Origin of the sequence: Pasteurella bettyae CCUG 2042 (assembly GCF_000262245.1) — a bacterium.
In the GTDB taxonomy this organism is placed as follows: Bacteria; Pseudomonadota; Gammaproteobacteria; order Enterobacterales; family Pasteurellaceae; genus Basfia; species Basfia bettyae.
Map to the genome: position 1 here is coordinate 112,361 of NZ_AJSX01000047.1, position 26,310 is coordinate 138,670.

The following is a 26,310-nucleotide window of genomic DNA, read 5'->3' on the forward strand; positions in this document are numbered from 1 at the left end:
AGTTTTTAAAGAATTTTAAGTAATTCCGTAAATTTATTAATACTGTAAGTGGGTTTGATTTCAGTATCATTGGTTTTATTATAGCTTATCCAACAGGTATCAATTCCTGCATTGTGTCCACCTAAAATATCAGAATGTAAATTATCTCCCACCATAATAACATTGCTTTTATTTTGAATATGAGCACGCTTCAAACTATATTCAAAAATACGCGCATCTGGTTTGGCAATGCCGACTTCTTGAGAAATAGTAATAAATTGGAAATGCTCTGCAAGCCCAGTCTTATTTAAGCGTAATTGTTGTAACGCAGTAAAACCGTTAGTAATAATTGCTAGTTTTGCTTTTTGCTCAAGCTGATTAATGGTCTCGACCACGCCTTCTAAAGGATGGCAAAGGTCTGAGAGAGAATTCATATAATCTTGATTAATTTCAGAAGCAGGTTTACCTAAACGTTTTTCCCAAGGTTCAAAACGAATCGTTTGAATTTGCTCTGCTGTAATTTCTGCATTTTGATATTTCACCCATAAAGGTTTATTGACTTTTTCGTACGCTAAGAAATCTTCTTCCGAAAAAGTTAAATTATGGTCTGCAAACATTTTTTGTAATCCTTCAAATGCATTAAATGAAAAGAGAGTTTCATCTGCATCAAAAAAGATCCATTCATATTTCATAATAATTGGTCCATTCTCATTCTTAAGTCATCTGCGTTTTGAGCAGTTTTAATTTGCGTGAAAAGCGTATTTGCCTCAGGATATTCTTTTTTCAAATATTGTAACCATTGTTTAATTCGTGCCACATGATAGAAACCAGAGTCATAGATATTTTCTAGATGTGCATATTTTTGTAGGATAAGCATCACTTGTTCCCAAGCAAGCTTATCAACATTATGTTTGAGTACCAAACTAAGATTCGGGATATTTAATGCTCCACGTCCAATCATTAAATCGTCACAACCTGTCACTTGTAGACAATTTTGCCCATCTTGCCAATGCCAAATTTCACCATTGGCAATCACTGGAATCGTTAATTTTTGACGTAATTCACCTATTTTAGCCCAATTGATTCGTTCTGCTTTGTAACCATCAGTTTTAGTGCGTCCATGAATGGTAATTTCAGTGGCTCCGCCTTGTTGCACAGCATCGGCAATATCAAAGGCAAAATCATAAGAATCCCAACCTAAGCGGACTTTTACACTCACCGCTAAGTTTTGTGGAACCGCCATACGAATGGCTTTCGTTGCCTGATAAATGAGCTCTGGTTGCTTTAACAATGATGCACCACCATTACTCCCATTAACGGTTTTTGAAGGACAACCACAGTTTAAATCTATCCCATGAGATCCTAATGCAATCGCACGATTAGCATTTTCAGCTAACCATTCTGGATATTGACCTAATAATTGCACTCTGACTGGCGTACCAGAACAGGTTTTACCTGAATTTTGTAGTTCAGGACAAAGGCGATAATAGACTTTCTCAGGAAGTAATTGATCCACGACACGAACGAATTCGCTAATACAGAGATCATAATCATTTACTTCAGTTAGTAATTGGCGTACTAAAGGATCGAGTACGCCTTGCATGGGAGCTAAAATAACACGCATTAGGAATATTGTTTATCGGGGCGAGTAAAGTAGAACAGTATCAATCCAGAAATGGCACCAAGTGTATCAGCTAAAATATCTTTTTGTGCATCCCAAATATCACCTTGAGAACCTAGAAACGCAATGCCTTCTTCGCCACCCGCAATGACCGCATATTGCCATTCAATAAGTTCATAGCTAGCTGCCACTGACATAATAAAGAACAGCGCAAAGAATCCTGCAACAATAGGGCCGGTGAGTTTACGGCGTAATAAGAATTCTGCCATTGGGAAACTATAAAAACCGATACTGTAATGCGCAACACGATCAAAGTGATTTCGCCCTTCGCCTAACCAACCTGAAAGCAAATCACTTGCCCACTGAAATGGCACATGCTCAAAGGTGTAATGGGCTCCGATTAAATGAAAAATGAGCCATAATGACATACAGAAATAAGCCCAATTACTGAATTTGAACCATGGGTAGGTAATGATTAATAGGCCAAATACGGTAAAAATTGGTAATACTTCAGCATACCAAACGGCACGTGATAGAGGCTCAATAGCAGACCAAATAGAGAGTACCGTAATAAAAATCATTAATGCTATAGGGAACCAACGAATGTTTTTCATTATTTCCAACCTTTTTGTTTACAAATTAGATCATAAGCCGCTTGAATTTGTTGGGCTTTTTCTTTTGCCATTTCCAGCATTTCTTTTGGTAAACCTTTAGAGACTAATTTATCAGGGTGATGCTCATTCATTAGACGGCGATAAGCTCGTTTTACGGTCTGTTGATCGTCTGTAGAATTTACCCCTAATACTTTATAAGCATCTTCAATTGTGGGGCCTGAAGAAGTGCGGTAAGAATTATGATAATTTCCTTGCTGTTGATATTGTTGACCACCAGCTTGTTCATATTGATATTGTTGTTGACGGTAGAAGCCACCATTTCGAGTGAATTGACGTGCAGCCATTTCCATCGCTAACATTTGTTCAAATTGGAGTCTTGAAATGCCTAACTCTTCAGCAATGACAAATAAAATTTCTTTCTCATTATCGTGCAGATGATCATCAGCAAATGCTGCCTGTACTTGAACACTGAGGAACATTCGCAATAAATCAGCACGCTGACCACAACCAATACGAAACTCACGAATCACTTGTCGAACAGGAAAATCAATGCTTTTACCTCGATTAAAGGCTTCTTGAGCAAGCTGACGTTGGGCGCTATCTAATTGCATTTGAGCCATTAAATTAGAAGCAAGTTGAATATCGTCTTCGGTAATACGTCCTTTCGCTTTACTTAAATGACCAAGCACAGCAAACGTAGTTTGCATAAATAAAGATTGGCGAGTAATTTTATTTTTAAAGAAAGAAGAATTAACACTTCCAAGTTCATACAGCTTTTTATCAGCAATATGACCTAAAATCACACCTGCAATGGCTCCAGCAAATCCACCATAGCGATAACCAATAATAAAACCTAGGATTTTCCCAATAAAATTCATTGTGTACTCCGTGAGTAAAAAATAACAAGATTAGTTTACCTGATTAATTGGGTTGAGTGAATGGAATATCAAGACAAATAAGCGTAAAACTGGGTAAAGAAAAAAGTGCGGTAAAATTTTTAGCATTTTAACTGCACTTTTTACTGGATTTATGAGATGAAATTAAGCTTTATCGCCTAATAATACACTTTCTAAAGCAATTTCAATCATATCATTAAAGGTTAATTGACGTTCTTCAGAAGAGGTTTGTTCACCTGTGCGAATATGATCCGATACAGTACAGATACTTAAGGCTTTTGCACCATATTCTGTTGCCACGGCGTAGATCCCAGCCGCTTCCATTTCAACCCCTAAAATCCCATATTTTTCCATAACATCAAACATTTCTACATCTGGAGTATAGAAAAGATCCGCTGAGAAAAGATTACCAACGTGGTAGTTAACTGCTTTTTGTTTGGCAATTTGTACGGCAGCCTGAGTCATCTCAAAGTCAGCAATTGCGGCAAAGTCATTATCTTTAAAACGAATGCGATTAACTTTTGAATCGGTACAAGCACCTAAACCAATAATCACATCACGAACTTTGACATCATTACGTACAGCACCACAAGAACCTACACGGATAATTTTTTTCACGCCATATTCAGTGATTAATTCTTTTGCGTAAATTGAACAAGATGGAATACCCATGCCATGTCCCATCACAGAAATTCGGCGACCTTTATAACTGCCTGTGTAACCAAACATATTACGAACATTGGTGACTTGTTGTGGGTTTTCTAAGAAGGTTTCTGCAATGTATTTTGCTCGGAGTGGATCGCCTGGCATTAAAACGACATCAGCAAATGCACCTTCAGGTGCGTTAATATGTGGAGTCATAGATTTATCCTTCTATTCTAAAGAGTGAATGTATATCATCATAATCCATATGAATATATCAATAGATTAAATGTAAATGAGCATATCAGAGTTCATATTGATATGCCTATGTATAACAACAACGTGAATATAGCCTATTAGGCAACCGTTTTCCTGTTATTAAAATGATAACACCACGATACATCGTGGTGTTTTTAATTTATATATAAACTGCAAATTTTCGGAAATTATACCGCACTTTATGGCTAAATTTAAGCGTAATTTGCTTGTTGATTAACCTAATGCAACGCCACTTAATTCGATAAATAAACCTGCTAAAGTAGCGCTCATTAAGTTTGCTAATGAGCCCGCAATCACCGCTTTAATTCCTAAGCGCGCAATATCACCACGACGGTTTGGTGCCATTGCTCCTAAACCACCAATTAAGATAGCAATAGAGCTGAAGTTAGCAAAACCACATAAAGCGAAGGTAATGATCGCTTTGGTTTTATCGCCTAATACCATAGGGGCTTCAGGTGATAAGTATTTAGTAAATTCTAGATAGCCTACGAATTCGTTAATTGCTAATTTGGTACCAATCATTTGACCTGCGACTTCAGCTTCTTGCCAAGGCACACCGATCAACCATGCTAATGGACGGAAGACCCAACCGAAGATTTGTCCTAATGATAGTTCAGGCATACTGAACCAACCACCAACACCACCTAAGATGCCATTAATTAAAGCAATTAATGCTACGAATGCAATTAACATTGCGCCAACATTTAATGCCAATTGCATACCTGAAGATGCACCACTTGCTGCCGCATCTAAGATATTGGCTGGTTTTTCTAATTGAACATGTTTCATCGCATCATCAAATCGTTCTGTTTGAGGTACTAAAATTTTAGCAAACAGTAAACCTGCGGGTGCAGCCATAAATGAAGCGGCGATTAAATAAGTAAGTGGTACGCCCATGCCTGCATAACCCGCCATTACTGAACCTGCAATTGAGGCTAAACCGCCACACATTACAGCAAATAATTCAGATTCAGTCATTTTACTAATATAAGGTTTTACAATTAAGGGTGCTTCGGTTTGCCCTACAAAAATATTAGCAGCGGCAGACATTGATTCAGATTTGGATGTACCTAACACTTTTTGTAATGAACCACCAATAATTTTGATAATCCATTGCATCACGCCAATATAATAGAGCAGTGAGATTAAGGCTGAAAAGAAAACAATACTTGGTAGTACTCGAACTGCGAAAATAAAACCTTCATTGCCTAATGCTTCGAAAATTTTATCTCCTGCTAATCCACCAAATACAAATTTTATCCCTTCATTACCATAAGAGATAACTTTACTCACCGCATTAGCTGCACCAAGTAAAATATCTCGACCTGCTGGCACATAAAGAATCAATGCTCCGATGAGAAATTGAATCAATAATGCACCACCAACGGTACGGAAATTGATTGCACGACGATTGGTGGATAATAAATAGGCAATGGCAAGTAATACAATTATACCAAGAATACTCATTAATATGCTCATATGGTCCTCAAATCTATGGGTTAATATGGGTTAAACTAAAAAGCTTAAAAAAAGTAGAGTTGAAAAAGTGCGGCTACTATACTGATTTTTTTTATAAAAATCTTGTACAAATATTAAAAAATGAGAAGGGAATCGTTTTTGTTAGCAAAAAAAGATGTTTTTGTAACAAATTATTCATTAATAATTTAACTATTTTTAAATTTATGAAGAAAATGAACAAGCGTTCACCAAAGTATGATGATTTATCCTTTATATACTTTCGATCTATATTATGCCATTAATATCATTTAATTTTCTGATGAATTTAATTAGAATTAGCTCTCATTAGCTAAAGTTTGTATATTCATCATGTCAAAAATGTTTTCTCTTCTTCCTCAAACACGTTGGACTGCCACATCTTTTTGGTCCTTAGAAGCTAAATCCTTGGGGGTATTAGTTTTTTCCTTAGCGATTATGGGCATTGGAGAAGGATTGTTACTGTTATCTAATTTAGGTTCATCTCCTTGGACTATTTTGGCACAAGGTATCGCATTGCAAGGGCATTTTAGTGTGGGTTGGGCTTCTTTTATAATTAGTATATTAGTGATGTTAGCTTGGATTCCACTTAGATTAAAAGTGGGGATTGGCACACTTTTTAATGTTTTTATTATAGCTCTTGTGCTTGGCATGACCGTGTCTCTGTTTTCTGCTCCTAGTGCTTTAATTGGACGCTTTACCTTTGCGATAGTTGGTATTTTATGTTTTGGGGTAGGATCTTCTTTTTATTTAACTTGTCACCAGGGGGCTGGACCGCGTGATGGATTGATGGTTGGACTATGTCAGCATTTCCATTTACGAATTGGTATTGTGCGTACGATTCTTGAAGTATCGGCTTGCATTCTTGGCTTTATATTAGGTGGAACTGTTGGTATCGGTACTTTATTATTTGCCTTTTTGATCGGTTGGATAGTTCAATTTACAGTTTCTATGATCAATCGTTCTCCATGTTTATTAAGTAAAATTGAAGGACCAACGATTTAATCTTTTTTGTTCTATAAATTAATTGTTTAATTTTTCATCATTTTTAGCATTTATCTTCTTGTTTTTATATTTTGTACTACTATAATAGTTCAAAATCACTCTTCTATATAATGGAATCAATATGAAAAAACAACCTTCTTTATTTGGTGGAGCCATGATCATTGCTGGAACAGCAGTGGGTGCTGGTATGTTAGCAAATCCTACATCAACAGCTGGGATATGGTTTTTAGGTTCTTTAGTATTGTTGATTTATACTTGGTTTTGTATGACCACTTCAGGTTTAATGATCTTAGAAGCTAATCTACATTATCCAACAGGTGCAAGTTTCGACACTATTGTAAAAGATCTATTAGGAAAAGGTTGGAATATTATTAATGGGATTTCTATCGCATTTGTGCTTTATATTCTGACTTATGCTTATGTGACTTCAGGTGGTGGTTTAACAGAATCTTTCATTAACCAGTTATTCAGTTCACCTAATAATACAGTAGAAATTGGTCGTTCATCAGGCTCATTGCTTTTCTGCCTCGTGTTGGCTGCTTTTGTATGGTTATCCACTAAAGCAGTTGATCGTTTTACCACTATTTTAATTGGCGGTATGGTGATTGCTTTTATTTTATCAACAGCAGGTTTATTAGGTTCAGTTAATACTGAAGTTCTATTTAATAGTATTCATTCAGGTGAAGATTTATATTTACCTTATGCCATTACGGCATTACCAGTTTGTTTAGTTTCATTTGGTTTTCATGGTAACGTGCCAAGTTTAGTAAAGTATTATGATCGAGATGCTAATCGGGTGATGAAATCTATTTTCTTCGGTACGACTATAGCATTGGTGATTTATGTATTATGGCAGTTAGCGATTCAAGGCAATTTACCTCGCGCTGAATTTGCCCCTGTAATTGAAAAAGGCGGCGATATTGCCGCACTTTTAGAAGCATTAAATGTTTATATTCAAACCAATTATATTGGTGAATTATTACGATTCTTTGCTTATATGGCAATTGCCAGTTCCTTTTTAGGCGTGACTTTAGGTCTATTTGATTATATCGCAGACTTATGTCATTTTGATGATAGTGTAGCAGGGCGAACAAAAACCACTTTAGTTACTTTTTTACCGCCTTTATTATTAAGTTTACAATTTCCTTATGGTTTTGTGGTTGCTATTGGTTATGCTGGATTAGCGGCAACAATTTGGGCGGCGATTGTGCCAGCATTATTGGCAAAAGCCTGTCGTTTAAAGTTCCCACAACGTAGTTATACTGTGTATGGTGGTAACTTTATGATATATTTTGTCATTCTATTTGGTTTATTGAATATACTTGCTCAAGTTGCAATGCAATTTGCTTGGTTGCCAACCTTTAAAGGTTAGTTTTAAATTAATTACATTTAAGGGCGTCAATGGGCGTCCTTTATTATCTTAGTTGCTATGAAAAAATCAGTTTATGATGCAGAAAGCTTTTTTGAGCTTTATCAGAAATTACGTTCCAATCCAATAAGTTTAAATGAAATTGTGGAAAAGCCAACGATGCTTTCTCTTCTACATGATTTAGCTGGTAAAACATTATTAGATATGGGCTGTGGAACGGGCGGACATTTACAATGTTATTTGCAGAAAGGGGCAATGCGAGTTGTGGGAATTGATCTATCCGCTAAGATGTTACAGCAAGCAGAGCTTAATTTAACAAAATTTTCTGAAAATCTACCGCACTTTTCTGCAGAACGTTTTAGCCTACACCAGCTACCAATGGAAGATATTGATCAACTGCCTAATGAGCAATTTGATGTGATTACGAGTTCTTTTGCGTTTCATTACATTGAACATTTTCCAGCGCTATTGGCTAAAATCTCACAACGTTTAAAAGCTCAAGGCTGTTTAATCTTTTCTCAAGAACATCCTATTACTACCGCTTACCAAGGCGGAGAGCGTTGGGAGAAAGATGAAAATAAACGACAAGTGGCTTATCGTTTGAATTTTTATCGTGATGAAGGCGTTCGTGAGCGAAGTTGGTTTAAACAATCATTTTTCACTTATCATCGAACACTGGCTACGATTATAAATAATCTGATTCAAGCTGGTTTTCAGATTGAGCAAATTGCAGAACCCATGCTAGCAGATCAAGCACATTGGCAATCAGAATTTAAAGATTTACAGCATCGCCCAGTGTTATTATTCATTAAAGCAAAAAAAATTTAAAAAATACTTGCGAAAACGTTTGCATTGGAGTAATTTTAAACACATCAAGTTTTTGGAGAAAACAAAATGAATTTTAATCGTACTACTCACCATCATCACCATCACCCTGATTAATCTTTCGGGTATTTGGTGTATGCGGAAGATTCAAATTCTTCCGAGCTCAAGTACGATATAACAAAATAAAAAAACTCTCGGAAGTCGAATTCCGAGAGTTTTTTTTTACACAGAATTTAGTTAAAGAATCAATAAGAGGACATATTATGCAAACACAAAATCGTTTACGTATTGCAATACAAAAAAAAGGACGTTTAAGCCAAGATTGTAGTGAACTTCTTAAACAATGTGGGGTAAAAATTATTTGGAATGATCAACGTTTAATTGCTTATTCAGAAAATCTACCAATTGAAATTTTACGTGTACGTGATGATGATATTCCAGGTTTGATTTTTGCAGGCGTGGCGGATCTTGGCATTATTGGTGAAAATGTTTTGGAGGAAGAAGAATTAGGTCGTTTAGTAGCTGGCGAAACTGTCGAGTATAAAAAGCTTCGTCAATTAGATTTTGGTGGTTGTCGTTTATCTTTAGCCATTGATCGTGATCGTCAATATCAAGGAGTAAAAGATTTAAATGATGCATTAATTGCCACATCTTATCCCAACTTATTGAAACGTTATATGAAAGAACAGGACGTACCTTTTAAAAGCATCTTATTAAATGGTTCTGTAGAAGTTGCACCAAGTGCGGGCATTGCTAATGCGATTTGTGATTTAGTGTCTTCAGGAGCAACATTAGAAGCTAATGGTTTGAAGGAAGTGGAAGTCATCTATCGCTCAACGGCTTGTTTAATTCAACGTGCAGAACCGCTTTCAGAGGAAAAACAAGCCTTAGTGGATAAATTATTGACACGAATTCAAGGCGTACAACAAGCAGGTGAATCTAAATACATTATGCTACATGCACCAAAAGATAAATTAGAAAAAATCACCGCACTTTTACCAGGTGTGGAAAATCCAACCATTCTGCCATTAGCTCATGATGATAGCAAAGTTGCAATGCATGTGGTCAGTCAGGAAAATCTATTTTGGGAAACCATGGAAGCATTAAAAGAAATGGGAGCAAGTTCAATTTTAGTCTTGCCTATTGAAAAAATGTTGGCATAAAAGTGCGGTCAGATTTTCAGAAATTTTTAAATATCAATTAAGGATAAGGTATGAAAACCCTAATTTGGAATAATTTAACAGTTGTAGAAAAACAACAATATCTTTCTCGACCTGCACAAGTGATTGGAGACAAAATCAAACTTGCCGTAGATGAAATTAAAGCAAAGGTGTTGGCGAATGGCGATCAAGCCTTATTTGAGCTTAGTGAAAAATTCGATAAAGTAAAATTAGATAGCTTATTGATTTCACAAGAACAAATTCAACAAGCAGAAGAGGCTATTCCAGAAGAATTAAAAAAAGCCATTCAAAATGCAAAAGCGAATATTGAGGCTTTCCACAAAGCTCAACAACCCTCAATGGTCGATATAGAAACTCAACCCGGTGTGCGTTGCCAAGTGCTAACACGTCCGATTAATGCGGTGGGGTTATATATTCCTGGTGGTTCAGCACCATTATTTTCAACCGTATTAATGCTTTCGATTCCAGCAAAAATTGCAGGTTGTAAACGTATTGTACTTTGTTCTCCGCCTCCGATTGCAAAAGAAATTCTTTATACTGCCAAGCTTTGCGGTGTGGAAACCATTTATGCGGTCGGCGGTGCGCAAGGGATTATTGCCCTTGCTTATGGCACTGAAACTATTGAAAAAGTGGATAAGATTTTTGGACCTGGAAATGCCTTTGTCACCGAAGCAAAACGCCAAGTAGCACAACAAGGCACCGCTATTGATATGCCAGCAGGCCCATCAGAAGTGTTAGTAATCGCCGATGAAAAAGCCGATCCAGTCTTTATTGCTAGCGATCTTCTTTCACAAGCTGAGCATGGTCCTGATTCCCAAGTTATTTTAGTTACCACCAGTGAAAAATTAGCAAAATTGGTGAATCAAGAACTTGAAAAACAAGTTGCCGTTTTGCCTCGTAGTGAAACTGCTCGTAAAGCCCTTTCACATAGTCGCACATTTATTGCCGAAGATTTACAACAAGCTGTTCAAATAAGCAATGAATACGCACCAGAACACTTAATTGTGCAAACTGAAAATGCACGATCATTACTGGATAGTTTAGACAACGCAGGTTCTATTTTCTTAGGCGCATATTCACCTGAGTCCATGGGAGATTACGCAAGCGGTACGAATCACGTATTACCTACTTACGGTTACACCAAAACCTATTCAAGTTTAGGTTTAGCGGACTTTAGCAAGCGTATGACGGTGCAAGAACTGACTCCGCAAGGCTTTAAAACATTAGCACAGACGGTGGAACTCATGGCTCACGCAGAGCTACTGGATGCACATAAAAATGCAGTGACTTTGCGTTTAGCCAAGATTAAATAATATAAAAGTGCGGTCGTTTTTGAAAAAATTTTATAGGATGAACAATATGTCAATCACAACACTTTCAAGAAAAAATATACAAGCTTTAACTCCTTACCAATCCGCCCGTAAATTGGGCGGCAACGGCACGATTTGGCTCAATGCGAACGAATACCCAACTTCGCCTGATTTTCAGCTCAGCGGTAAAGATTTAAACCGCTACCCAGAACCGCAACCGCAGGCAGTGATTGAAAACTACGCTCGTTATGCAGGCGTGCAGCCTGAAAATGTGATCGTCACTCGTGGCGGCGATGAGGGCATTGAGCTGGCGATTAAAGCCTTCTGCCAGCCTGATCAAGATGCGATTTTATACTGTCCGCCTACTTACGGAATGTATGCGGTGAGTGCTGAAACCATCGGTGTGGAAATGGTGACCATTAACCAAACCACCGAATTCCAGCTCGATTTGCCGAAAATCAAACAGGCTTTGGCGGAGAAATCGAATATCAAGGTGGTGTTTGTCTGCAATCCGAACAACCCGACTGGCACGCTACTCAACCGAGCCGATGTGCTGGAATTGCTCGAAATGACTCGCAACCGTGCAATTTTGGTGCTCGATGAGGCGTATATCGAATTTACGCAAGCGGTCACTTTTGTATCAGAAATTGCAAATTATCCGCACCTTGCGATTATCCGCACGCTCTCTAAAGCCTTTGCTTTGGCAGGGCTGCGTTGCGGTTTTGTGTTGGCGAACCCAGAGCTAATTGAAATTCTCAACAAAGTCATCGCCCCTTACCCAATCCCTGTGCCGAGTGCCGATATTGCTGAGCAAGCCTTACGCCCCGCGAATATTGAGCTCGTCAAACAACGTGTGCAAGGCATTCTCAACGGTCGGGATTGGCTGATTAAAGAACTCGCCAAATTGCCAAATGTGGTAGAAATTTTCGACACCCACGCCAACTATGTGCTGGTAAAATTCCAAGATGGACAAAAAGTGTTCAAAGCCTTGTGGGACGAGGGAATTATCCTGCGTGACCAACACAAAGCAGTGAATTTAGCCAACTGCGTGCGAATTACCATCGGCACAGATGAAGAAAATGCGAAAGTGATTGAATCCATTAAAAATATCTAACAGGAGAACCAAATGCAACCAATCCTTTTTATCGACCGTGACGGCACGCTGATTGACGAGCCGAAAACCGATTTCCAAATTGACAGCCTTGAAAAGCTGAAATTTGAGCCGAATGTGATTCCTGCTCTGCTGAAACTCAAACATAAATACCGTTTTGTGATGGTGTCTAACCAAGATGGCTTAGGCACGAGTGCTTTTCCGCAGGCGGATTTTGACAAGCCACACAATGCGATGATGGCGTTATTCAGCTCGCAAGGCATTGAATTTGATGAAGTTTTGATTTGTCCGCACAAGCCTGAGGACGGCTGTGATTGCCGTAAGCCGCACACGAAATTGTTACAAAAATACATTGATCGTGAGCTGTTTGACCCTGCCCAAAGTTTCGTGATTGGCGACCGTGCCACTGATGTGCAGCTGGCGGAAAATCTCGGCATTCGTGCCTTGCAATATCACCCTGAAAAACTGAATTGGGATTTGATTGCGGAAAAATTGCTAGGCGAAAGCGTCACCAACCACGGCAACCGCACGCCACGCTACGCCGAAGTGGTTCGCAAAACCAAAGAAACCGACATCAAAGTGCAAGTGTGGCTGGACGAAACGGGCGTGAATGAAATCAGCACAGGCGTGGGCTTTTTCGACCATATGCTCGACCAAATCGCCACCCACGGCGGTTTTAGAATGAACATCACCACCAAAGGCGACCTGTGGATTGACGAACATCACACCGTGGAAGACACCGCTCTCGCCCTTGGCACTGCCTTAAAACAAGCCATCGGCGACAAACGCGGCATCTCCCGCTTCGGCTTCGTGTTGCCGATGGACGAATGCAAAGCCGAATGTGCAATGGATTTATCGGGCAGACCGTTCATCAAGTTCAAAGCCGAATTCAAACGCGACAAAGTGGGCGATTTCAGCACCGAACTAACCGAGCATTTCTTCCAATCCATCGCTTTCACTATGCTTGCCACGTTGCACCTCAAAGCCAAAGGCGACAACGACCACCACAAAATCGAAAGCCTGTTCAAAGTGTTCGGCAGAACGCTTAGACAAGCGATTCGGATTGAGGGGGATGCGTTGCCGAGTTCGAAGGGTGTATTGTAAATGGTAGGGTCGTGCATCGCAAGCCCGAAAAGTGCGGTGGTTTTTGCAAAGTTTTTGGGGAAATTGACCGCTTGTGAATTTATTTTATCAAGAGTTTATGTATGAAAGATGGCTATTTAGAATTTTTTAAAAGATTCGAGATTACAGATGACAATTTATTAGATTTTGCTCATTCATCTATTATTCTAATTCAAAAAGATAAAGCTGATGCTGAATGGGAAGCATTGAAAAATAAAATAGACCAAAAAGATAAGTCTATATATGTAAGATCTTATGGTAGAAATGGTTCAGGAAATCATTTATATCAGGAATTTTATAAATATCTTTTTAATTGTAATGTGAAAGTTGACCCCACTAATAATAATTATCCGACCAAAATGTTACAGGATTTGACAGGATTGAATAAAAAAGGAAAGAGCCCTAACTTAAGAAATTATCAGGTGTCTCATATATTTGGTAATACCAAAAATCCATATTCCTTTTGTGCTCCTTGGAATGTAGTTTTTATACCTAAAATCTTAGATCCATTTACTGGACATGAAAGTAAAGGAGAATTAACAAGTAAGATTAAAAAATTATATCAAGATATAATATGGGAGAAATATGAGAATTTAATTATAGACTACAATAATTTGATGTTATCTTTGGAAGCAAAGATTGATAATTTTATAAAGGAACATCAGAGTCAACATCAACGGTTTTATAATTCTATTCGTAGTGAATTTTCTAAAATTGAAAAGAAGGATTAAAATTGCAAAACCTCGTAATCATCGACACAGGCTGTGCCAACCTGTCTTCGGTCAAATTTGCGTTTGACCGCCTTGGCATTCAGGCGGAGATTTCTCGTTATCTCGGCAAAATCCAATCTGCGGACAAACTGCTGCTGCCCGGTGTAGGGACAGCGATTGCGGCGATGAAAAACTTACAGGATCGCCAGCTGATTGAAACCATTCAAAACGCCACCCAGCCGATGCTTGGTATTTGCTTGGGAATGCAGCTGATGACCGAATTTTCCAGCGAAGGCAATGTGGAAACGTTGAACCTAATGAGCGGCAAAACTGATTTGTTGTCGAACACAGGTTTGCCGCTGCCGCATATGGGCTGGAATAAGGTCAATTACGCCAAAGACCATCCGCTGTTCCACGGCATCGAGCAGGACAGCCATTTCTATTTTGTGCATAGTTATGGCGTACTGACGAATGAAAATACCATTGCCACTTGCAATTACGGCGTGGATTTTTCAGCAGCGATTGCAAGTAAAAACTTCTACGGCGTACAGTTCCACCCAGAGCGTTCAGGGGCGGCTGGTGCGAAGTTATTGCGGAATTTTGTGGAGAATGTGTAATGGAAGTATTGGCATTAAAAATTGGTTTAGTGGAAGAAGTCACTTTTGCAGATGGGGCAACCTTGGCAAGTGCTATCCGTAAACAACCTGTAGATGAAATGGTTATTAATGAATTAGGTGCATTAGGCAATGATGTGGGACTAAAAGCACATCATGGTGGCGTAGACAAAGCCTTATTCTTTATGGCAGATAAAACTTTTGAAAAATTGACCGCACTTATTGGAAAAAACTTTAACTGGCAAGGCACGGCGATATATGGTGAAAATTTTATCGTCTCTGAATTAGATGAAACAAATGTTTGTGTGGGCGATCGGTATCAAATTGGCTCAGCGGTTTTAGAAGTTTCTCAACCTCGTAAACCTTGCGAATGGTTGTCACTTAATTCAGGTGTTAAAGAAACTCAACATATCGTACGTGAGCAAGGGCTAACAGGCTGGTATGTTCGTGTGATTCAATCTGGTGGTTGCCAAAAAGGTGACAGAATCCACCGCTTACAGCGACCTTTCCCAACACTTAATATTATGCACTTAAACCAACTGATTAGCCAAAAGCCAACGGAAGCGATTCGTAAAGATTTAGAACAAGCGCTTGCTTGTGAGCTGTTGGCAGAAGCCTTTAAAAGAGCCTTGAGAAATCAGTTATCACGTATTAGCTAATGTTTTCCCTCATTTATGGTGAGGATGGGACGTAATATGAAAAAATCTATCATTATCCCCGCCCTTGATCTGATTAACGGTCAAGTGGTGCGGTTACATCAGGGCGATTACGCCAAGCAGACTACTTACAGCGATGATCCGATTTCGCAGTTTGCCGATTATTTGGCACAGGGGGCGGAGCAGCTGCATTTGGTGGATCTCACGGGGGCGAAAGATCCTGCCCAAAGACAGACCGCACTTATCGGCAAAATTATTGCGGCAATGAATTGCAAAATCCAAGTGGGCGGCGGTATCCGTAGCGAAAAAGATGTGGCGGATCTGCTGGCTGTGGGGGCGAACCGTGTGGTGATTGGCTCCACCGCAGTAAAACAGCCTGAAATGGTCAAAGGCTGGTTTGAAAAATACGGTGCGGAGAAATTCGTATTGGCGTTGGATGTGAATATCAACGCAAACGGTGAAAAAATTATTGCGATTAGCGGCTGGCAGGAAGCAAGCGGTGTGTCGTTGGAAGCCTTGATTGACGATTATCAAGCGGTCGGTTTGCAACACGTTTTATGCACCGATATTTCCCGAGACGGCACGCTGGCTGGCTCAAATGTAGCTCTGTATAAAGAAGTTTGTGCAAAATACCCTGCAATCCAATTCCAATCATCGGGCGGTATCGGCTTACTTGACGACATCAAAGCGTTAAAAGGCACAGGTGTGGCTGGCGTGATTGTGGGACGTGCGTTGTTGGAAGGTAAATTTAATGTGGTGGAGGCAATCGAATGTTGGCAAAACGGGTAATTCCTTGTTTAGATGTGCGTGATGGGCAGGTGGTAAAAGGCGTACAGTTCCGTAACCACGAAATTATCGGCGATATTGTGCCGCTTGCCGCCCGTTATGCGGAAGAAGGGGCGGACGAGTTGGTGTTCTACGACATCACCGCCTCATCGGACGGTCGCACCGTGGATAAAAGCTGGGTGGAGCGTGTAGCACAGGTGATCGATATTCCGTTTTGCGTAGCTGGCGGCATTAAAACTATCGCTGATGCGGAGCAGATTTTCGCTTTCGGGGCGGATAAAATTTCCATTAATTCGCCTGCCATTGCCGATCCTGATTTAATCAGCCGTTTGGCGGATCGTTTCGGTGTGCAGGCGATTGTGGTAGGCATTGACAGCTGGTTTGAAAAAGAAACGGGCAAATATTGGGTCAATCAATACACGGGCGATGAAAGCCGCACCCGCCAAACCAACTGGCAGCTACTGGATTGGATGCGTGAAGTGCAAAAGCGTGGAGCGGGCGAAATCGTGCTGAATATGATGAATCAAGACGGCGTGCGTAACGGCTACGATTTGGTGCAGCTGAAAAAAGTGCGTGAAGTGTGCAATGTGCCACTTATCGCCTCAGGCGGTGCGGGCGAAATGGTGCATTTCCGTGATGCGTTTGTAGAAGCGAATGTGGATGGAGCTTTGGCGGCAAGTGTGTTTCATAAGCGGATTATTGATATTGGGGAATTGAAGGATTATTTAGTGAAAGAGGGTGTTGAAGTTCGTCGCTAATACCGACAGCGACTTTGTCGCAATCGGTTATGCATAATTCGGTGGCTTTGCCACCCTGTTAGGAAAGAAAATGAGTTATACAAAATTACTCTATCATATTGTTTTTCGTACTAAATATGGTGAGCCAACAATCGTAGAAGAACACGAAGCAATGTTGTATCGTTATATTTGGGGTTATGTGCAAGAACAAGATGCAGTACTTTACCGAATTAATGGAATGCCAGATCATTTACATTTGTTTGTGGAATTGAAGGCAACTACCAATGTTGCAGATTTCGTGAAGCATTTGAAAAATAGTACTCATTTATTTTTAGAACGACATCGTAAGTATTTCCCCGATTTTTATGCGTGGTCAAAAGGTTATTGTGCTTTAACTTATAGCCAACGAGAAAAAGACAAAATTATCAATTACATAAAAAATCAAAAAGCACATCATCAAAGCCAAAATTTCGTTGATGAAATTAAATTTTTATTGATGGATTATGGTATTGAATATAATGAAGTGTATTTTGAACGAAATTTATAGGTGGCAAAGCCACCTAATTATGCGTAACCCAGTACGGCTTGCCGTGCTGGGAAAAGGAAAAAATATGCAAAACAAAATCAACTGGCAAAAAGTAGATGACCTCCTCCCCGTTATCGTCCAAAACGCCAAAACCTGCGAAGTGCTAATGCTTGGCTATATGAATGCGGAAGCGTTGGAAAAAACGCTTGCGGAAAAACGGATGACTTTTTTCTCCCGCACCAAACAACGCCTTTGGACGAAAGGCGAAACTTCGGGGCATTTTTTGAATGTGGTGGATATGAGTTTAGATTGTGATAACGACACCTTGCTGATTCTTGCCGATCCGATCGGCGAAACCTGCCACACAGGGGCGGAGAGCTGTTTTCATCAGTTTGAACAAGAACAGCCCGATTGGATCTTTTTCAGCAAATTAGAGCGAATGATCGCCGAACGCAAAAATGCCGATCCTGAAAGTTCCTACACCGCCAAACTCTACGCCAAAGGTACGCACAAAATCGCCCAAAAAGTGGGGGAAGAAGCGGTAGAAACAGTGATTGCAGCCATGGCGAATGATAAGGAAGAGTTAATCGGCGAAGTGGCAGATTTAGCGTATCATCTCACAGTGATGTTGCACAATGCTGATCTCTCGTGGTCGGAGGTAAATGCGAAGTTGAAAGCACGCAACAAAGGGATTGGACTGCACCCTGAGGGTTCAAATAAATAAAGATTGTGTTATCGTTTTCTAAAGTGCGGTATAAATTTTAAAAATTTATACCGAACTTAATCTTTTTTATCGAGAAGATATTGAATGTCGTTCTCTTTCATTTTAAAATCAGTCAATTTGACCAAAATAATCAAAAAAAGGGAGCATAAATATGAAACTTGTAGAAGTTAAACATCCTCTAGTCAAACATAAACTCGGTTTAATGCGTGCAGCTGAAGTCAGCACAAAACATTTCCGTGAGTTAGCGACAGAAGTGGGTAGTTTATTAACTTATGAAGCAACTTCTGATCTTGAAACTGAAACGGTAATTATCGAGGGTTGGAATGGGCCAGTTGAAGTTCAGCGAATTAAAGGTAAAAAGGTTACGGTGGTACCAATTTTACGTGCAGGTCTTGGTATGATGGATGGTGTGTTAGAACATATTCCGAGCGCGCGTATCAGTGTTGTGGGTATGTATCGTGATGAAGAAACTTTAGAACCTGTTCCTTACTTCCAAAAATTAGCCAGTGATATTGAAGAACGTTTGGCTATCGTGGTTGACCCGATGTTAGCAACTGGTGGTTCAATGATTGCGACTATTGATTTATTAAAACAAAAAGGTTGTAAAAATATTAAAGTATTGGTCTTAGTGGCAGCCCCTGAAGGTCTTAAAGCATTAGAAGCAGCACACCCAGATATTGAAGTTTATACCGCATCAATTGATAGTCATTTAAATAAAGATGGTTATATCATTCCTGGTTTAGGTGATGCTGGCGATAAGATTTTTGGTACTAAATAATTTATTTTTTAAAGTTAATTTAATCTGAGAGTTAAAACTTATATGAAAAATCAAACTATTACCCCTTTAGAGACCCAAAGTAAGGGAAAACAGGCTTTCGTTGGCTTACAGATGTTATTTGTTGCTTTCGGAGCATTAGTGTTAGTGCCTCTTATTACAGGCTTAAATTCAAATACAGCGTTATTAACAGCTGGTGTTGGTACATTACTCTTTCAACTTTGTACTAAAAAACAAGTCCCTATTTTTCTCGCATCTTCTTTCGCATTTATTGCACCTATCCAATATGGTATCCAAACTTGGGGTATTGCAACTACGATGGGCGGTCTCGCCTGTACAGGCTTTGTTTATTTTGCTTTAAGCTTATTAGTGAAATTGCGTGGTGCAGAAGCTTTACAACGATTCTTCCCTCCTGTTGTTGTGGGACCTGTGATTATTATTATCGGTATGGGATTAGCACCTGTTGCAGTGAATATGGCATTAGCTCAAGATGGTAGTTACCAATATACAGATGCTGTTTTGGTTTCTATGGCGACATTGTTAACAACATTGATTGTAGCGGTATTTGGTAAAGGAATGATGAAGTTGATTCCAATTATGTTTGGAATTCTGGTCGGCTATATCATTTGTTTATTCAAAGGGCTAATTAACTTTCAACCCGTATTGGATGCGCCTTGGTTTAGTTTACCGACTTTTACTACCCCTGAATTTCATTTAGAAGCCATTTTTTATATGCTGCCTATTGCGATTGCTCCTGCAGTAGAGCATGTGGGTGGAATTATGGCAATTAGTTCAGTGACGGGTAAAGACTTCCTGAAAAAACCTGGATTACATCGCACTTTATTAGGTGATGGTATTGCAACTTCAGCGGCTGCATTAGTCGGCGGCCCACCAAATACCACTTATGCGGAAGTTACAGGTGCGGTTATGCTTACTCGTAATTTCAATCCTAATATCATGACGTGGGCGGCAGTATGGGCGATTGCAATTTCATTCTGCGGTAAAGTCGGAGCATTTTTATCCACAATTCCGACCATTGTAATGGGCGGGATAATGATGTTAGTGTTTGGTTCTATTGCTGTGGTTGGCATGAGTACATTAATTCGTGGTAAAGTGGATGTGACGGAAGCTCGTAATCTTTGTATTATTTCTGTTGTCATGACCTTTGGGATTGGTAATATGTTTGTTAATGTAGGTGATGCTTCTATTAAAGGTATCAGCCTATGCGCTTTAGTGGCAATTATTCTTAATTTGGTATTACCAAAGGCGATCAATCAAGAGATTGATTAAAAGGAAATAAAATAAAGGGTTAAATATTGCGTATTTAGCCCTTTTTCGTTTATTCTAAGCAAGTTTTATTTTTATTTAGCAAGCTATGTTTACTGGACAATTACCTTTACCTATTCATCAAATTGATGATGAGACTTTAGATAACTTCTTTGTAGGTCATAATGAACTTTTAATGGATTCGTTATCTAAAAATTTTGATTCAGTAAAGCAACAATTCTTTTATATTTGGGGCGTTGAAGGCAGTGGAAAAAGCCATTTGCTGAAAGCGGTTTCCAACCATTTCTTATTACAACAAGGCTCAGCTATTTATGTGCCTTTGAGTAAGTCTCAATATTTTTCTCCTGCAGTGTTAGAAAATTTGGAGAACCAACATGTCGTTTGTTTAGATGATTTACAAGCTGTTGTAGGCAATGAAGAATGGGAATTAGCGATTTTTGATCTTTTTAATCGAATTAAAGAAACGGGTAAATCTTTGCTATTAATTAGCGCTAATCAGTCTCCTACATCACTTGCGATTAAATTACCTGATTTAGCTTCTCGTTTAACTTGGGGTGAAATTTATCAATTAAAGATGTTTAGCGATGAAGAAAAGAGAGAGATGCTTCAACGTAATGCTCGTGAGCGTGGTATTGAATTGCCTGAAGAAACAGCTAATTTTCTTTTAAAACGTCTTGATCGTGATATGCACACTTTATTTGATGCTTTAGCCAAATTAGATAAGGCGTCTTTACAAGCCCAACGTAAGTTGACAATTCCTTTTGTGAAAGAAACATTGGGCTTGTAATTGAAGGGGAAAATTTTCCAAAATTGGACCGCACTTTGATCAAAAAGGTGGACTAACAAGCCCACCATATAAAATCACCCTCAGTTTATAAACGTTGTTTCTCACCACCAAAATCATCAATTAGATTCGCAGTTAATTTTGCCAACTCTCCCGTCATCAGAAGGAAATCAGCATCAAAACGTTGTGCAAAATCTTCTTTTAGAATGTCATCATTTTTTTCTCGGATCATATCAGCGAATTTTAAACGCTTCAAAGTTGCATCATTGTTCAGCACAAAGCTAAGATGTTCTTCCCATTCAAGAGCAAGTTTAGTCACAAATTTTCCAGCTTGTAAGTGACTGATAATTTCATCACTATCTAAGGCCTGGTTTTTACAACGAATAATACCTTTATCATCACTCGCTTTAAGTTCTGCTTCTTCTAATGGCATCAACCATTGCGGAACCTCTTCTTTCACAATCCAATCTGTCATTATTACAGCAGGTTCATTTGCAAAAGCTAATGGCACTACAGGTAATGAACCAAGAGATTTACGTAATAATGCCAACACATCTTCCGCACGCTTACTGGAAGCTGTATCCACATAAACTAAGTTGGTTTCAGTATTGATCCAAATCGCGGTTTGTTGATTTTTGCTGAATGCTCGGGGTAATAGCACAGAAACCACATCGTCTTTTAATGACTGTTTTTCAGTTTTTTTCAATTTGCGGTTTTCTTTTTCTTCCAATTCGTTAATTCGGTTGTCTAATTCACGTTTTACCACATGGCTTGGAATGATTTTTTCTTCTTTATGTGCCACTAAAAGAATCTGTTTATTCACTGAAAAATGCAATAATTCAGAGCCACGTAATGGATTAGTCCAACCAAATTTACTCGTATCTGATTGACCACAAGGGTGATATTCACATTGAGCTAAATTTTGTTGTAGTTGATCTTCTGACCAATCTAGATCTTTTGTTAAACGATAAATCATCGCATTTTTAAACCAGTACATTTTGTCCTTAACCTTTATATTGTTTGTAGGGTAGAATAAGCGACATTTTACAGGGATTTATATAAATCGCTTACTTTTTTTCATAAAAGTGCGGTCTTATTTTCAAAAATTTTACTTAAGGTGAAGCTTATGCAACAGAAAATAATAGCATTTATTGGTGGTGGAAATATGGCTCAGGCGATAGTTTTCGGTCTGTTGAATAAAGGTTATCCTGCAAATAAATTAATTGTCTGTGATCGTAATGCACATAAACGTGAATTATTTGCAGAGAAAAATGTGTGCGTAGATTTATCTAATTTAGCAGCGGTAGAGAAAGCAGACGTCATTGTATTGGCTGTAAAACCGCAAGCAATGGCGGAAACCTGTAGAGCATTAAGTGCGGTAGATTTTAGCAAAAAATTAGTGATTTCCATTGCGGCAGGTATTTCTATTGCACGTATTAGTTCACTTTTACCCACGGCTCAAAGCATTGTTAGAGTCATGCCAAATACGCCCGCTTTAGTGTCTGAAGGCATGGCTGGATTATATGGAAAATCCACATTGAGCGAGGAATATCGTCAATTTGCAGAAGATTTATTGAATGCGGTCGGTGAAACCTACTGGGCGGCTAATGAAGAGGAAATGCACGTGGTTACTGCGGCTTCAGGCTCAAGCCCTGCTTATTTCTTCCTGTTTATGGAAATGATGCAAAAAGCTTTATTAGAGATGGATATTTCTGCTGAAAATGCTCGCACTTTAGTTCAACAGTCCGCATTAGGTGCCGCAAAAATGGTGGTGAATAACCCACAGCTAGAGCTTTCGACTTTACGTGAAAATGTGACCTCAAAAGGTGGTACAACAGCTGCTGCATTAGCTGTATTTAATCAACAACAACTTGAGCAGACAGTTAAACAAGCGATGCAGGCTTGTGTTGCTCGTTCTAAAGAAATGGAAAAATTATTTTAATGACTGTTCGTCCTTTTACTTGGCTAGCGTTGAGCTACTTTGGCTATTATGTGGCTTATGGCGTTACTGTTCCTTTTTTACCTGTATGGTTGAAATCTCAATCTTATGGCGAAGAATTAATTGGTACGGTGATTGCCTCTTCTTATTTATTTCGTTTTATTGGAGGAATTTATTTTCCAAGTTTAGTTAAACGAGTTTCACAGATTTTACCAAGCTTGCGATTACTTGCTTGGGCGACTGTGCTGATGACGTTAATCATCGCCTTTGTGGCAGAAAGTTTTTGGATGATTTTTATTGCAATTGGCTTATTTAGCATGATTAATTCAGCGGGAATGCCTTTAACTGATTCCATGGCTACCACTTGGCAAAGTCAGGTAAAATTAGATTATGGACGGGCAAGATTAATTGGTTCATTGGCTTTTGTTATTGGTGTAACGGTTTTTGGTCATTTGATTGGTGCTATTGGTGAGCAATATATTATTTGGATATTAGTTGGGTTATTTACTTTATATAGTATTGTTCAGCTAGTGTCTCCTGAACCTAAACCTCAAGATGAAAAGAAAGTCGAGGCAAAAAGTGCGGTAGGTTTTTTAGAATTATTAAATAATAAAACGCATCTTAGATTAATGATCAGTGCAATGCTTATTCAAGGCTCTCATGCTGCCTATTATGTATATAGTATGATTTATTGGGCAAGTGCAGGCATTCCTGTTGAAACCACCAGTTTATTATGGGGATTAAGTGTTGCTTCAGAAATTCTGTTATTTTTCTTTTCAGGTAAGTTATTTAAACATTGGTCAATCTCCAGTATTTTCTATTTAGCAGCGATAGCTGTAGTCATTCGTTGGGGATTATTTAGCTATGTTGAGGATATTTGGAGTATGGCGATTCTGCAATGTTTGCATAGTATTACCTTTGCAGCCATGCATTATGCTATGGTGCGTTATATTGCTATGCAACCTCGTCATACCATGGTAAGGCTACAATCCCTTTATAGCGGGTTAGCCACTAATGCTGCGGTAGCATTATTTACCTTACTTTCAGGATTAATTTATCCGATTTCAACCCATTGGGTATTTTTATTAATGATGTTATGTGGAGTTTTTGCGTTATTTGTGATCCCCCGCACTGTAAAAACACATTTGACTTGCTATAATTAACTTCTGTTGAATTGGTTTCATCAGTCTATGGAATTTTTCATTACTCACATTAAGGGAATAATTATGTCTTTATTTAAAGTCAGTTTAATTGGTTTATCTGTTGCCGCAATGGCATTTTCAGTTTCAGCAAAAGGACCTAAAGTAGATTATACTCATCCTGGTATTACAGCGATTGATCATAAGCACGAAGCGGATGTCAAATGGATTTCTGTAGATGAGATTCGTGAACAATTAAAAGGTCAAAAACCGATTACCGTAAGTTTTGATATTGATGATACTGTTTTAGTATCTTCACAATGCTTTTACTACGGTAAAAACACATTTTCACCTGATAGCTATGATTATTTAAAGAATCAAGCCTATTGGAATTTTGTAGCAGATGGTTGCGATAAATATTCTATTCCAAAAGAATCAGCGAAGAAGTTAATTGAAATGCATCAAGAGCGAGGTGACCAAGTTATCTTTATTACGGGGCGTACTCCTCATGCTGATCAAGATTTAACACAAATTGATCAATTAGGTCGTATTCTTGAAAAAACATTCAAAGTAAAAAATATGAAACCTATCAACTATACTTTTGATACTCCGAAAGATCCGTATAAATACGATAAAACCAAATTTATTGTTGAGAATAAAGTGAGCATTCACTATGGCGATAGCAATGATGATGTGTTGGCTGCCCGTGAAGCTGGGGTTCGAGGTATTCGAGTGATTCGCTCTGCGGTGAGTACTAACCGTCCATTGCCTGTTAACGGTGGCTATGGTGAAGAAGTTTTAGTTGATTCATCTTACTAAAAATTAAAAAGGCGGATTATAAAAAATCCGCCTTTTCATTTTGATGATTACTGATGATAGTTTTCTAAGAAACGAGCAAATCGAGTTAATGCATCTTCCAATTGATTGACATAAGGTAATGTCACAATACGGAAGTGATCTGGTTCTGACCAGTTAAAGGCTCTTCCATGTACTAATAACACTTTTTCTTGTGCTAATAAATCAAGCACCAGTTTTTCATCGTCATAAATATTAAATTTCTTAATATCAAGTTTCGGGAACATATAAAGTGCTCCCATTGGTTTCACGCAACTCACACCTGGAATATTATTAATTAATTCAAAGGCTTTATTGCGTTGTTCTAATAAACGACCACCTGGTAAAATTAATTCATTAATGCTTTGATAGCCGCCTAATGCCGTTTGAATGGCGTGTTGCATTGGTACATTCGCACATAAACGCATTGAGGCAATCATATCTAGACCTTCAATATAACCTTTTGCTTTTTCTTTTGGTCCATTAAGAATCATCCAGCCTTGGCGGAAACCACATACTCGATAGGCTTTGGATAAGCCATTCAAAGTAATCGTTAATAAATCAGGTGCAAGGGCTGCAATATGGTGATGAACCGCACCATCATATAGAATCTTATCGTAAATTTCATCGGCAAAAATTAACAGCTTATTTTGACGTGCAATTTCAGCAATCTCTAACAATAATTCTTTACTATATACCGCACCTGTTGGGTTGTTAGGATTGATAATCACAATGGCTTTGGTTCGAGATGTCACTTTACTTTTTATATCTTCTATATCAGGAAACCAATCTTGTTGTTCATCACAAATATAATGTACTGCTTTTCCTCCAGATAAGGTCACTGCGGCAGTCCAAAGAGGATAATCTGGTGCGGGAACAAGAACTTCATCGTTATCATTTAACAGCGCTTGCATTGACATAGTAATTAATTCTGAAGCACCGTTACCGATATAAACATCATTTACAGTGGAATCAATAATCCCTTTAGATTGGTAATATTGCACAATCGCCTTACGAGCAGAATATAACCCTTTTGACTCACAATAACCTTGTGCGGTGGGCAAATTGCGAATGACATCAATCAGAATTTCATCAGGAGCATCAAAACCGAAAGGGGCGGGATTGCCAATATTTAATTTAAGAATTTTGTAGCCTTCTTCTTCAAGTTTTATGGCGGCTTTGTGTACTGGTCCACGAATATCATAGCATACGTGTTCTAATTTATTGGATTTAGGGAAGATTTCCATATAGCGACCTTTATATATTGCGTTGTATTGACTGAGATTAAATCAATTTACGCTTATTTTATGAAGAATAAAAGATTTACTAAAAAATTTTTTCAAATTGCGGT

At 38.6% G+C, this 26,310-nt stretch carries 28 protein-coding genes and 1 other annotated feature; of the genes, 20 read left to right on the forward strand and 8 right to left on the reverse strand.

The genetic code is table 11. The features are described 5' to 3' along the window. Nucleotides 1–5: 5 nt before the first annotated feature. From yjjG to HMPREF1052_RS10570, 6 genes are all read right to left on the reverse strand, one after another. Nucleotides 6–671: a pyrimidine 5'-nucleotidase gene (gene yjjG / locus HMPREF1052_RS10545; RefSeq protein ID WP_005761856.1), complete on the reverse strand. Its 666-nt coding sequence runs from the start codon at nt 669–671 to the stop codon at nt 6–8. Further along, nucleotides 668–1,603 carry a tRNA dihydrouridine(16) synthase DusC gene (gene dusC / locus HMPREF1052_RS10550; protein WP_005761727.1) on the reverse strand — a complete coding sequence of 312 codons (936 nt, stop codon included), beginning with the start codon at nt 1,601–1,603 and terminating at the stop codon, nt 668–670. Before dusC ends, yjjG begins: the two co-directional genes overlap by 4 nt. Beyond that, entirely contained in the window at nt 1,603–2,214 is a 612-nt protein-coding gene (locus HMPREF1052_RS10555; RefSeq protein WP_005761755.1) for a DUF2238 domain-containing protein, read from the reverse strand. Before HMPREF1052_RS10555 ends, dusC begins: the two co-directional genes overlap by 1 nt. Continuing rightward, nucleotides 2,214–3,092 (reverse strand): co-chaperone DjlA, encoded by an 879-nt coding sequence (gene djlA, locus HMPREF1052_RS10560; protein WP_005761801.1) that lies wholly within the window; start codon nt 3,090–3,092, stop codon nt 2,214–2,216. The genes HMPREF1052_RS10555 and djlA overlap by 1 nt, the downstream gene beginning before the upstream one ends. A gap of 162 nt (nt 3,093–3,254) precedes the next feature. Further along, nucleotides 3,255–3,971, reverse strand: a complete 717-nt coding sequence (gene deoD, locus HMPREF1052_RS10565) for a purine-nucleoside phosphorylase (protein ID WP_005761677.1) — start codon at nt 3,969–3,971, stop codon at nt 3,255–3,257. Nucleotides 3,972–4,244: 273 nt separating this feature from the next. Further along, nucleotides 4,245–5,510: a NupC/NupG family nucleoside CNT transporter gene (locus tag HMPREF1052_RS10570; protein WP_005761789.1), complete on the reverse strand. Its 1,266-nt coding sequence runs from the start codon at nt 5,508–5,510 to the stop codon at nt 4,245–4,247. Between the two features lie 348 nt (nt 5,511–5,858). On the opposite strand from HMPREF1052_RS10570, the gene yczE reads away from it, so the two are divergent. The 17 genes from yczE to hda all read left to right on the forward strand — a co-directional run bounded on the left by yczE (nt 5,859) and on the right by hda (nt 21,050). Continuing rightward, nucleotides 5,859–6,530, forward strand: a complete 672-nt coding sequence (gene yczE, locus HMPREF1052_RS10575; RefSeq protein WP_005761685.1) for a membrane protein YczE — start codon at nt 5,859–5,861, stop codon at nt 6,528–6,530. A 121-nt stretch (nt 6,531–6,651) separates the two neighbouring features. Further along, a complete protein-coding gene (mtr, locus tag HMPREF1052_RS10580; protein ID WP_005761722.1) occupies nt 6,652–7,902 on the forward strand; it encodes a tryptophan permease in 1,251 nt (416 codons plus the stop codon). A gap of 57 nt (nt 7,903–7,959) precedes the next feature. Continuing rightward, nucleotides 7,960–8,727: a class I SAM-dependent methyltransferase gene (locus HMPREF1052_RS10585; protein ID WP_005761745.1), complete on the forward strand. Its 768-nt coding sequence runs from the start codon at nt 7,960–7,962 to the stop codon at nt 8,725–8,727. Between the two features lie 89 nt (nt 8,728–8,816). Beyond that, nucleotides 8,817–8,948: a sequence feature (His leader region), on the forward strand. Between the two features lie 39 nt (nt 8,949–8,987). Further along, complete coding sequence (hisG, locus tag HMPREF1052_RS10590; RefSeq protein ID WP_005761691.1) at nt 8,988–9,887, forward strand: ATP phosphoribosyltransferase; 900 nt, start codon at nt 8,988–8,990, stop codon at nt 9,885–9,887. A gap of 50 nt (nt 9,888–9,937) precedes the next feature. Then, complete coding sequence (gene hisD, locus HMPREF1052_RS10595) at nt 9,938–11,218, forward strand: histidinol dehydrogenase (protein ID WP_005761678.1); 1,281 nt, start codon at nt 9,938–9,940, stop codon at nt 11,216–11,218. A gap of 46 nt (nt 11,219–11,264) precedes the next feature. Next, the gene (gene hisC, locus HMPREF1052_RS10600; protein WP_005761734.1) at nt 11,265–12,329 is read left to right on the forward strand and encodes a histidinol-phosphate transaminase; all 1,065 of its coding nucleotides are present in this window, start codon (nt 11,265–11,267) and stop codon (nt 12,327–12,329) included. Between the two features lie 12 nt (nt 12,330–12,341). After that, on the forward strand, nt 12,342–13,430 hold the full coding sequence (gene hisB / locus HMPREF1052_RS10605; RefSeq protein WP_005761865.1) for a bifunctional histidinol-phosphatase/imidazoleglycerol-phosphate dehydratase HisB: 1,089 nt from the start codon (nt 12,342–12,344) through the stop codon (nt 13,428–13,430). A gap of 101 nt (nt 13,431–13,531) precedes the next feature. Further along, on the forward strand, nt 13,532–14,179 hold the full coding sequence (locus HMPREF1052_RS10610) for a hypothetical protein (RefSeq protein ID WP_005761811.1): 648 nt from the start codon (nt 13,532–13,534) through the stop codon (nt 14,177–14,179). Nucleotides 14,180–14,181: 2 nt separating this feature from the next. After that, on the forward strand, nt 14,182–14,775 hold the full coding sequence (gene hisH, locus HMPREF1052_RS10615; protein ID WP_005761871.1) for an imidazole glycerol phosphate synthase subunit HisH: 594 nt from the start codon (nt 14,182–14,184) through the stop codon (nt 14,773–14,775). Next, a complete protein-coding gene (locus HMPREF1052_RS10620) occupies nt 14,775–15,431 on the forward strand; it encodes an MOSC domain-containing protein (RefSeq protein ID WP_005761761.1) in 657 nt (218 codons plus the stop codon). Before hisH ends, HMPREF1052_RS10620 begins: the two co-directional genes overlap by 1 nt. A 36-nt stretch (nt 15,432–15,467) precedes the next feature. Further along, a complete protein-coding gene (hisA, locus tag HMPREF1052_RS10625; protein ID WP_040596605.1) occupies nt 15,468–16,217 on the forward strand; it encodes a 1-(5-phosphoribosyl)-5-[(5-phosphoribosylamino)methylideneamino]imidazole-4-carboxamide isomerase in 750 nt (249 codons plus the stop codon). Further along, nucleotides 16,199–16,972, forward strand: a complete 774-nt coding sequence (gene hisF / locus HMPREF1052_RS10630) for an imidazole glycerol phosphate synthase subunit HisF (RefSeq protein WP_005761689.1) — start codon at nt 16,199–16,201, stop codon at nt 16,970–16,972. The genes hisA and hisF overlap by 19 nt, the downstream gene beginning before the upstream one ends. A gap of 70 nt (nt 16,973–17,042) precedes the next feature. Then, complete coding sequence (gene tnpA, locus HMPREF1052_RS10635) at nt 17,043–17,498, forward strand: IS200/IS605 family transposase (protein ID WP_005761868.1); 456 nt, start codon at nt 17,043–17,045, stop codon at nt 17,496–17,498. 64 nt (nt 17,499–17,562) lie between these two features. Next, the gene (gene hisIE, locus HMPREF1052_RS10640; RefSeq protein WP_005761733.1) at nt 17,563–18,201 is read left to right on the forward strand and encodes a bifunctional phosphoribosyl-AMP cyclohydrolase/phosphoribosyl-ATP diphosphatase HisIE; all 639 of its coding nucleotides are present in this window, start codon (nt 17,563–17,565) and stop codon (nt 18,199–18,201) included. A 151-nt stretch (nt 18,202–18,352) separates the two neighbouring features. Then, entirely contained in the window at nt 18,353–18,979 is a 627-nt protein-coding gene (gene upp / locus HMPREF1052_RS10645; protein ID WP_005761838.1) for a uracil phosphoribosyltransferase, read from the forward strand. Nucleotides 18,980–19,021: 42 nt separating this feature from the next. Continuing rightward, nucleotides 19,022–20,266, forward strand: coding sequence for a nucleobase:cation symporter-2 family protein (locus HMPREF1052_RS10650; RefSeq protein WP_005761726.1), 1,245 nt, complete (start codon nt 19,022–19,024; stop codon nt 20,264–20,266). Nucleotides 20,267–20,351: 85 nt separating this feature from the next. Continuing rightward, nucleotides 20,352–21,050: a DnaA inactivator Hda gene (gene hda / locus HMPREF1052_RS10655; protein ID WP_005761747.1), complete on the forward strand. Its 699-nt coding sequence runs from the start codon at nt 20,352–20,354 to the stop codon at nt 21,048–21,050. An 85-nt stretch (nt 21,051–21,135) separates the two neighbouring features. On the opposite strand, the gene rdgC is transcribed toward hda, so the two are convergent. Continuing rightward, nucleotides 21,136–22,044: a recombination-associated protein RdgC gene (gene rdgC, locus HMPREF1052_RS10660; RefSeq protein WP_005761832.1), complete on the reverse strand. Its 909-nt coding sequence runs from the start codon at nt 22,042–22,044 to the stop codon at nt 21,136–21,138. A 129-nt stretch (nt 22,045–22,173) separates the two neighbouring features. On the opposite strand from rdgC, the gene proC reads away from it, so the two are divergent. Genes proC through aphA form a run of 3 tightly spaced genes read left to right on the forward strand, consistent with a single transcriptional unit; the run spans nt 22,174 to nt 24,944 of the window. After that, nucleotides 22,174–22,989, forward strand: a complete 816-nt coding sequence (proC, locus tag HMPREF1052_RS10665) for a pyrroline-5-carboxylate reductase (protein ID WP_005761737.1) — start codon at nt 22,174–22,176, stop codon at nt 22,987–22,989. Then, nucleotides 22,989–24,149 carry a 3-phenylpropionate MFS transporter gene (locus HMPREF1052_RS10670; protein ID WP_005761875.1) on the forward strand — a complete coding sequence of 387 codons (1,161 nt, stop codon included), beginning with the start codon at nt 22,989–22,991 and terminating at the stop codon, nt 24,147–24,149. Before proC ends, HMPREF1052_RS10670 begins: the two co-directional genes overlap by 1 nt. A gap of 60 nt (nt 24,150–24,209) precedes the next feature. Then, nucleotides 24,210–24,944, forward strand: coding sequence for an acid phosphatase AphA (gene aphA, locus HMPREF1052_RS10675; RefSeq protein ID WP_040596621.1), 735 nt, complete (start codon nt 24,210–24,212; stop codon nt 24,942–24,944). Nucleotides 24,945–24,991: 47 nt separating this feature from the next. On the opposite strand, the gene HMPREF1052_RS10680 is transcribed toward aphA, so the two are convergent. Further along, nucleotides 24,992–26,206: a pyridoxal phosphate-dependent aminotransferase gene (locus tag HMPREF1052_RS10680; RefSeq protein ID WP_005761857.1), complete on the reverse strand. Its 1,215-nt coding sequence runs from the start codon at nt 26,204–26,206 to the stop codon at nt 24,992–24,994. Nucleotides 26,207–26,310 lie beyond the last annotated feature (104 nt).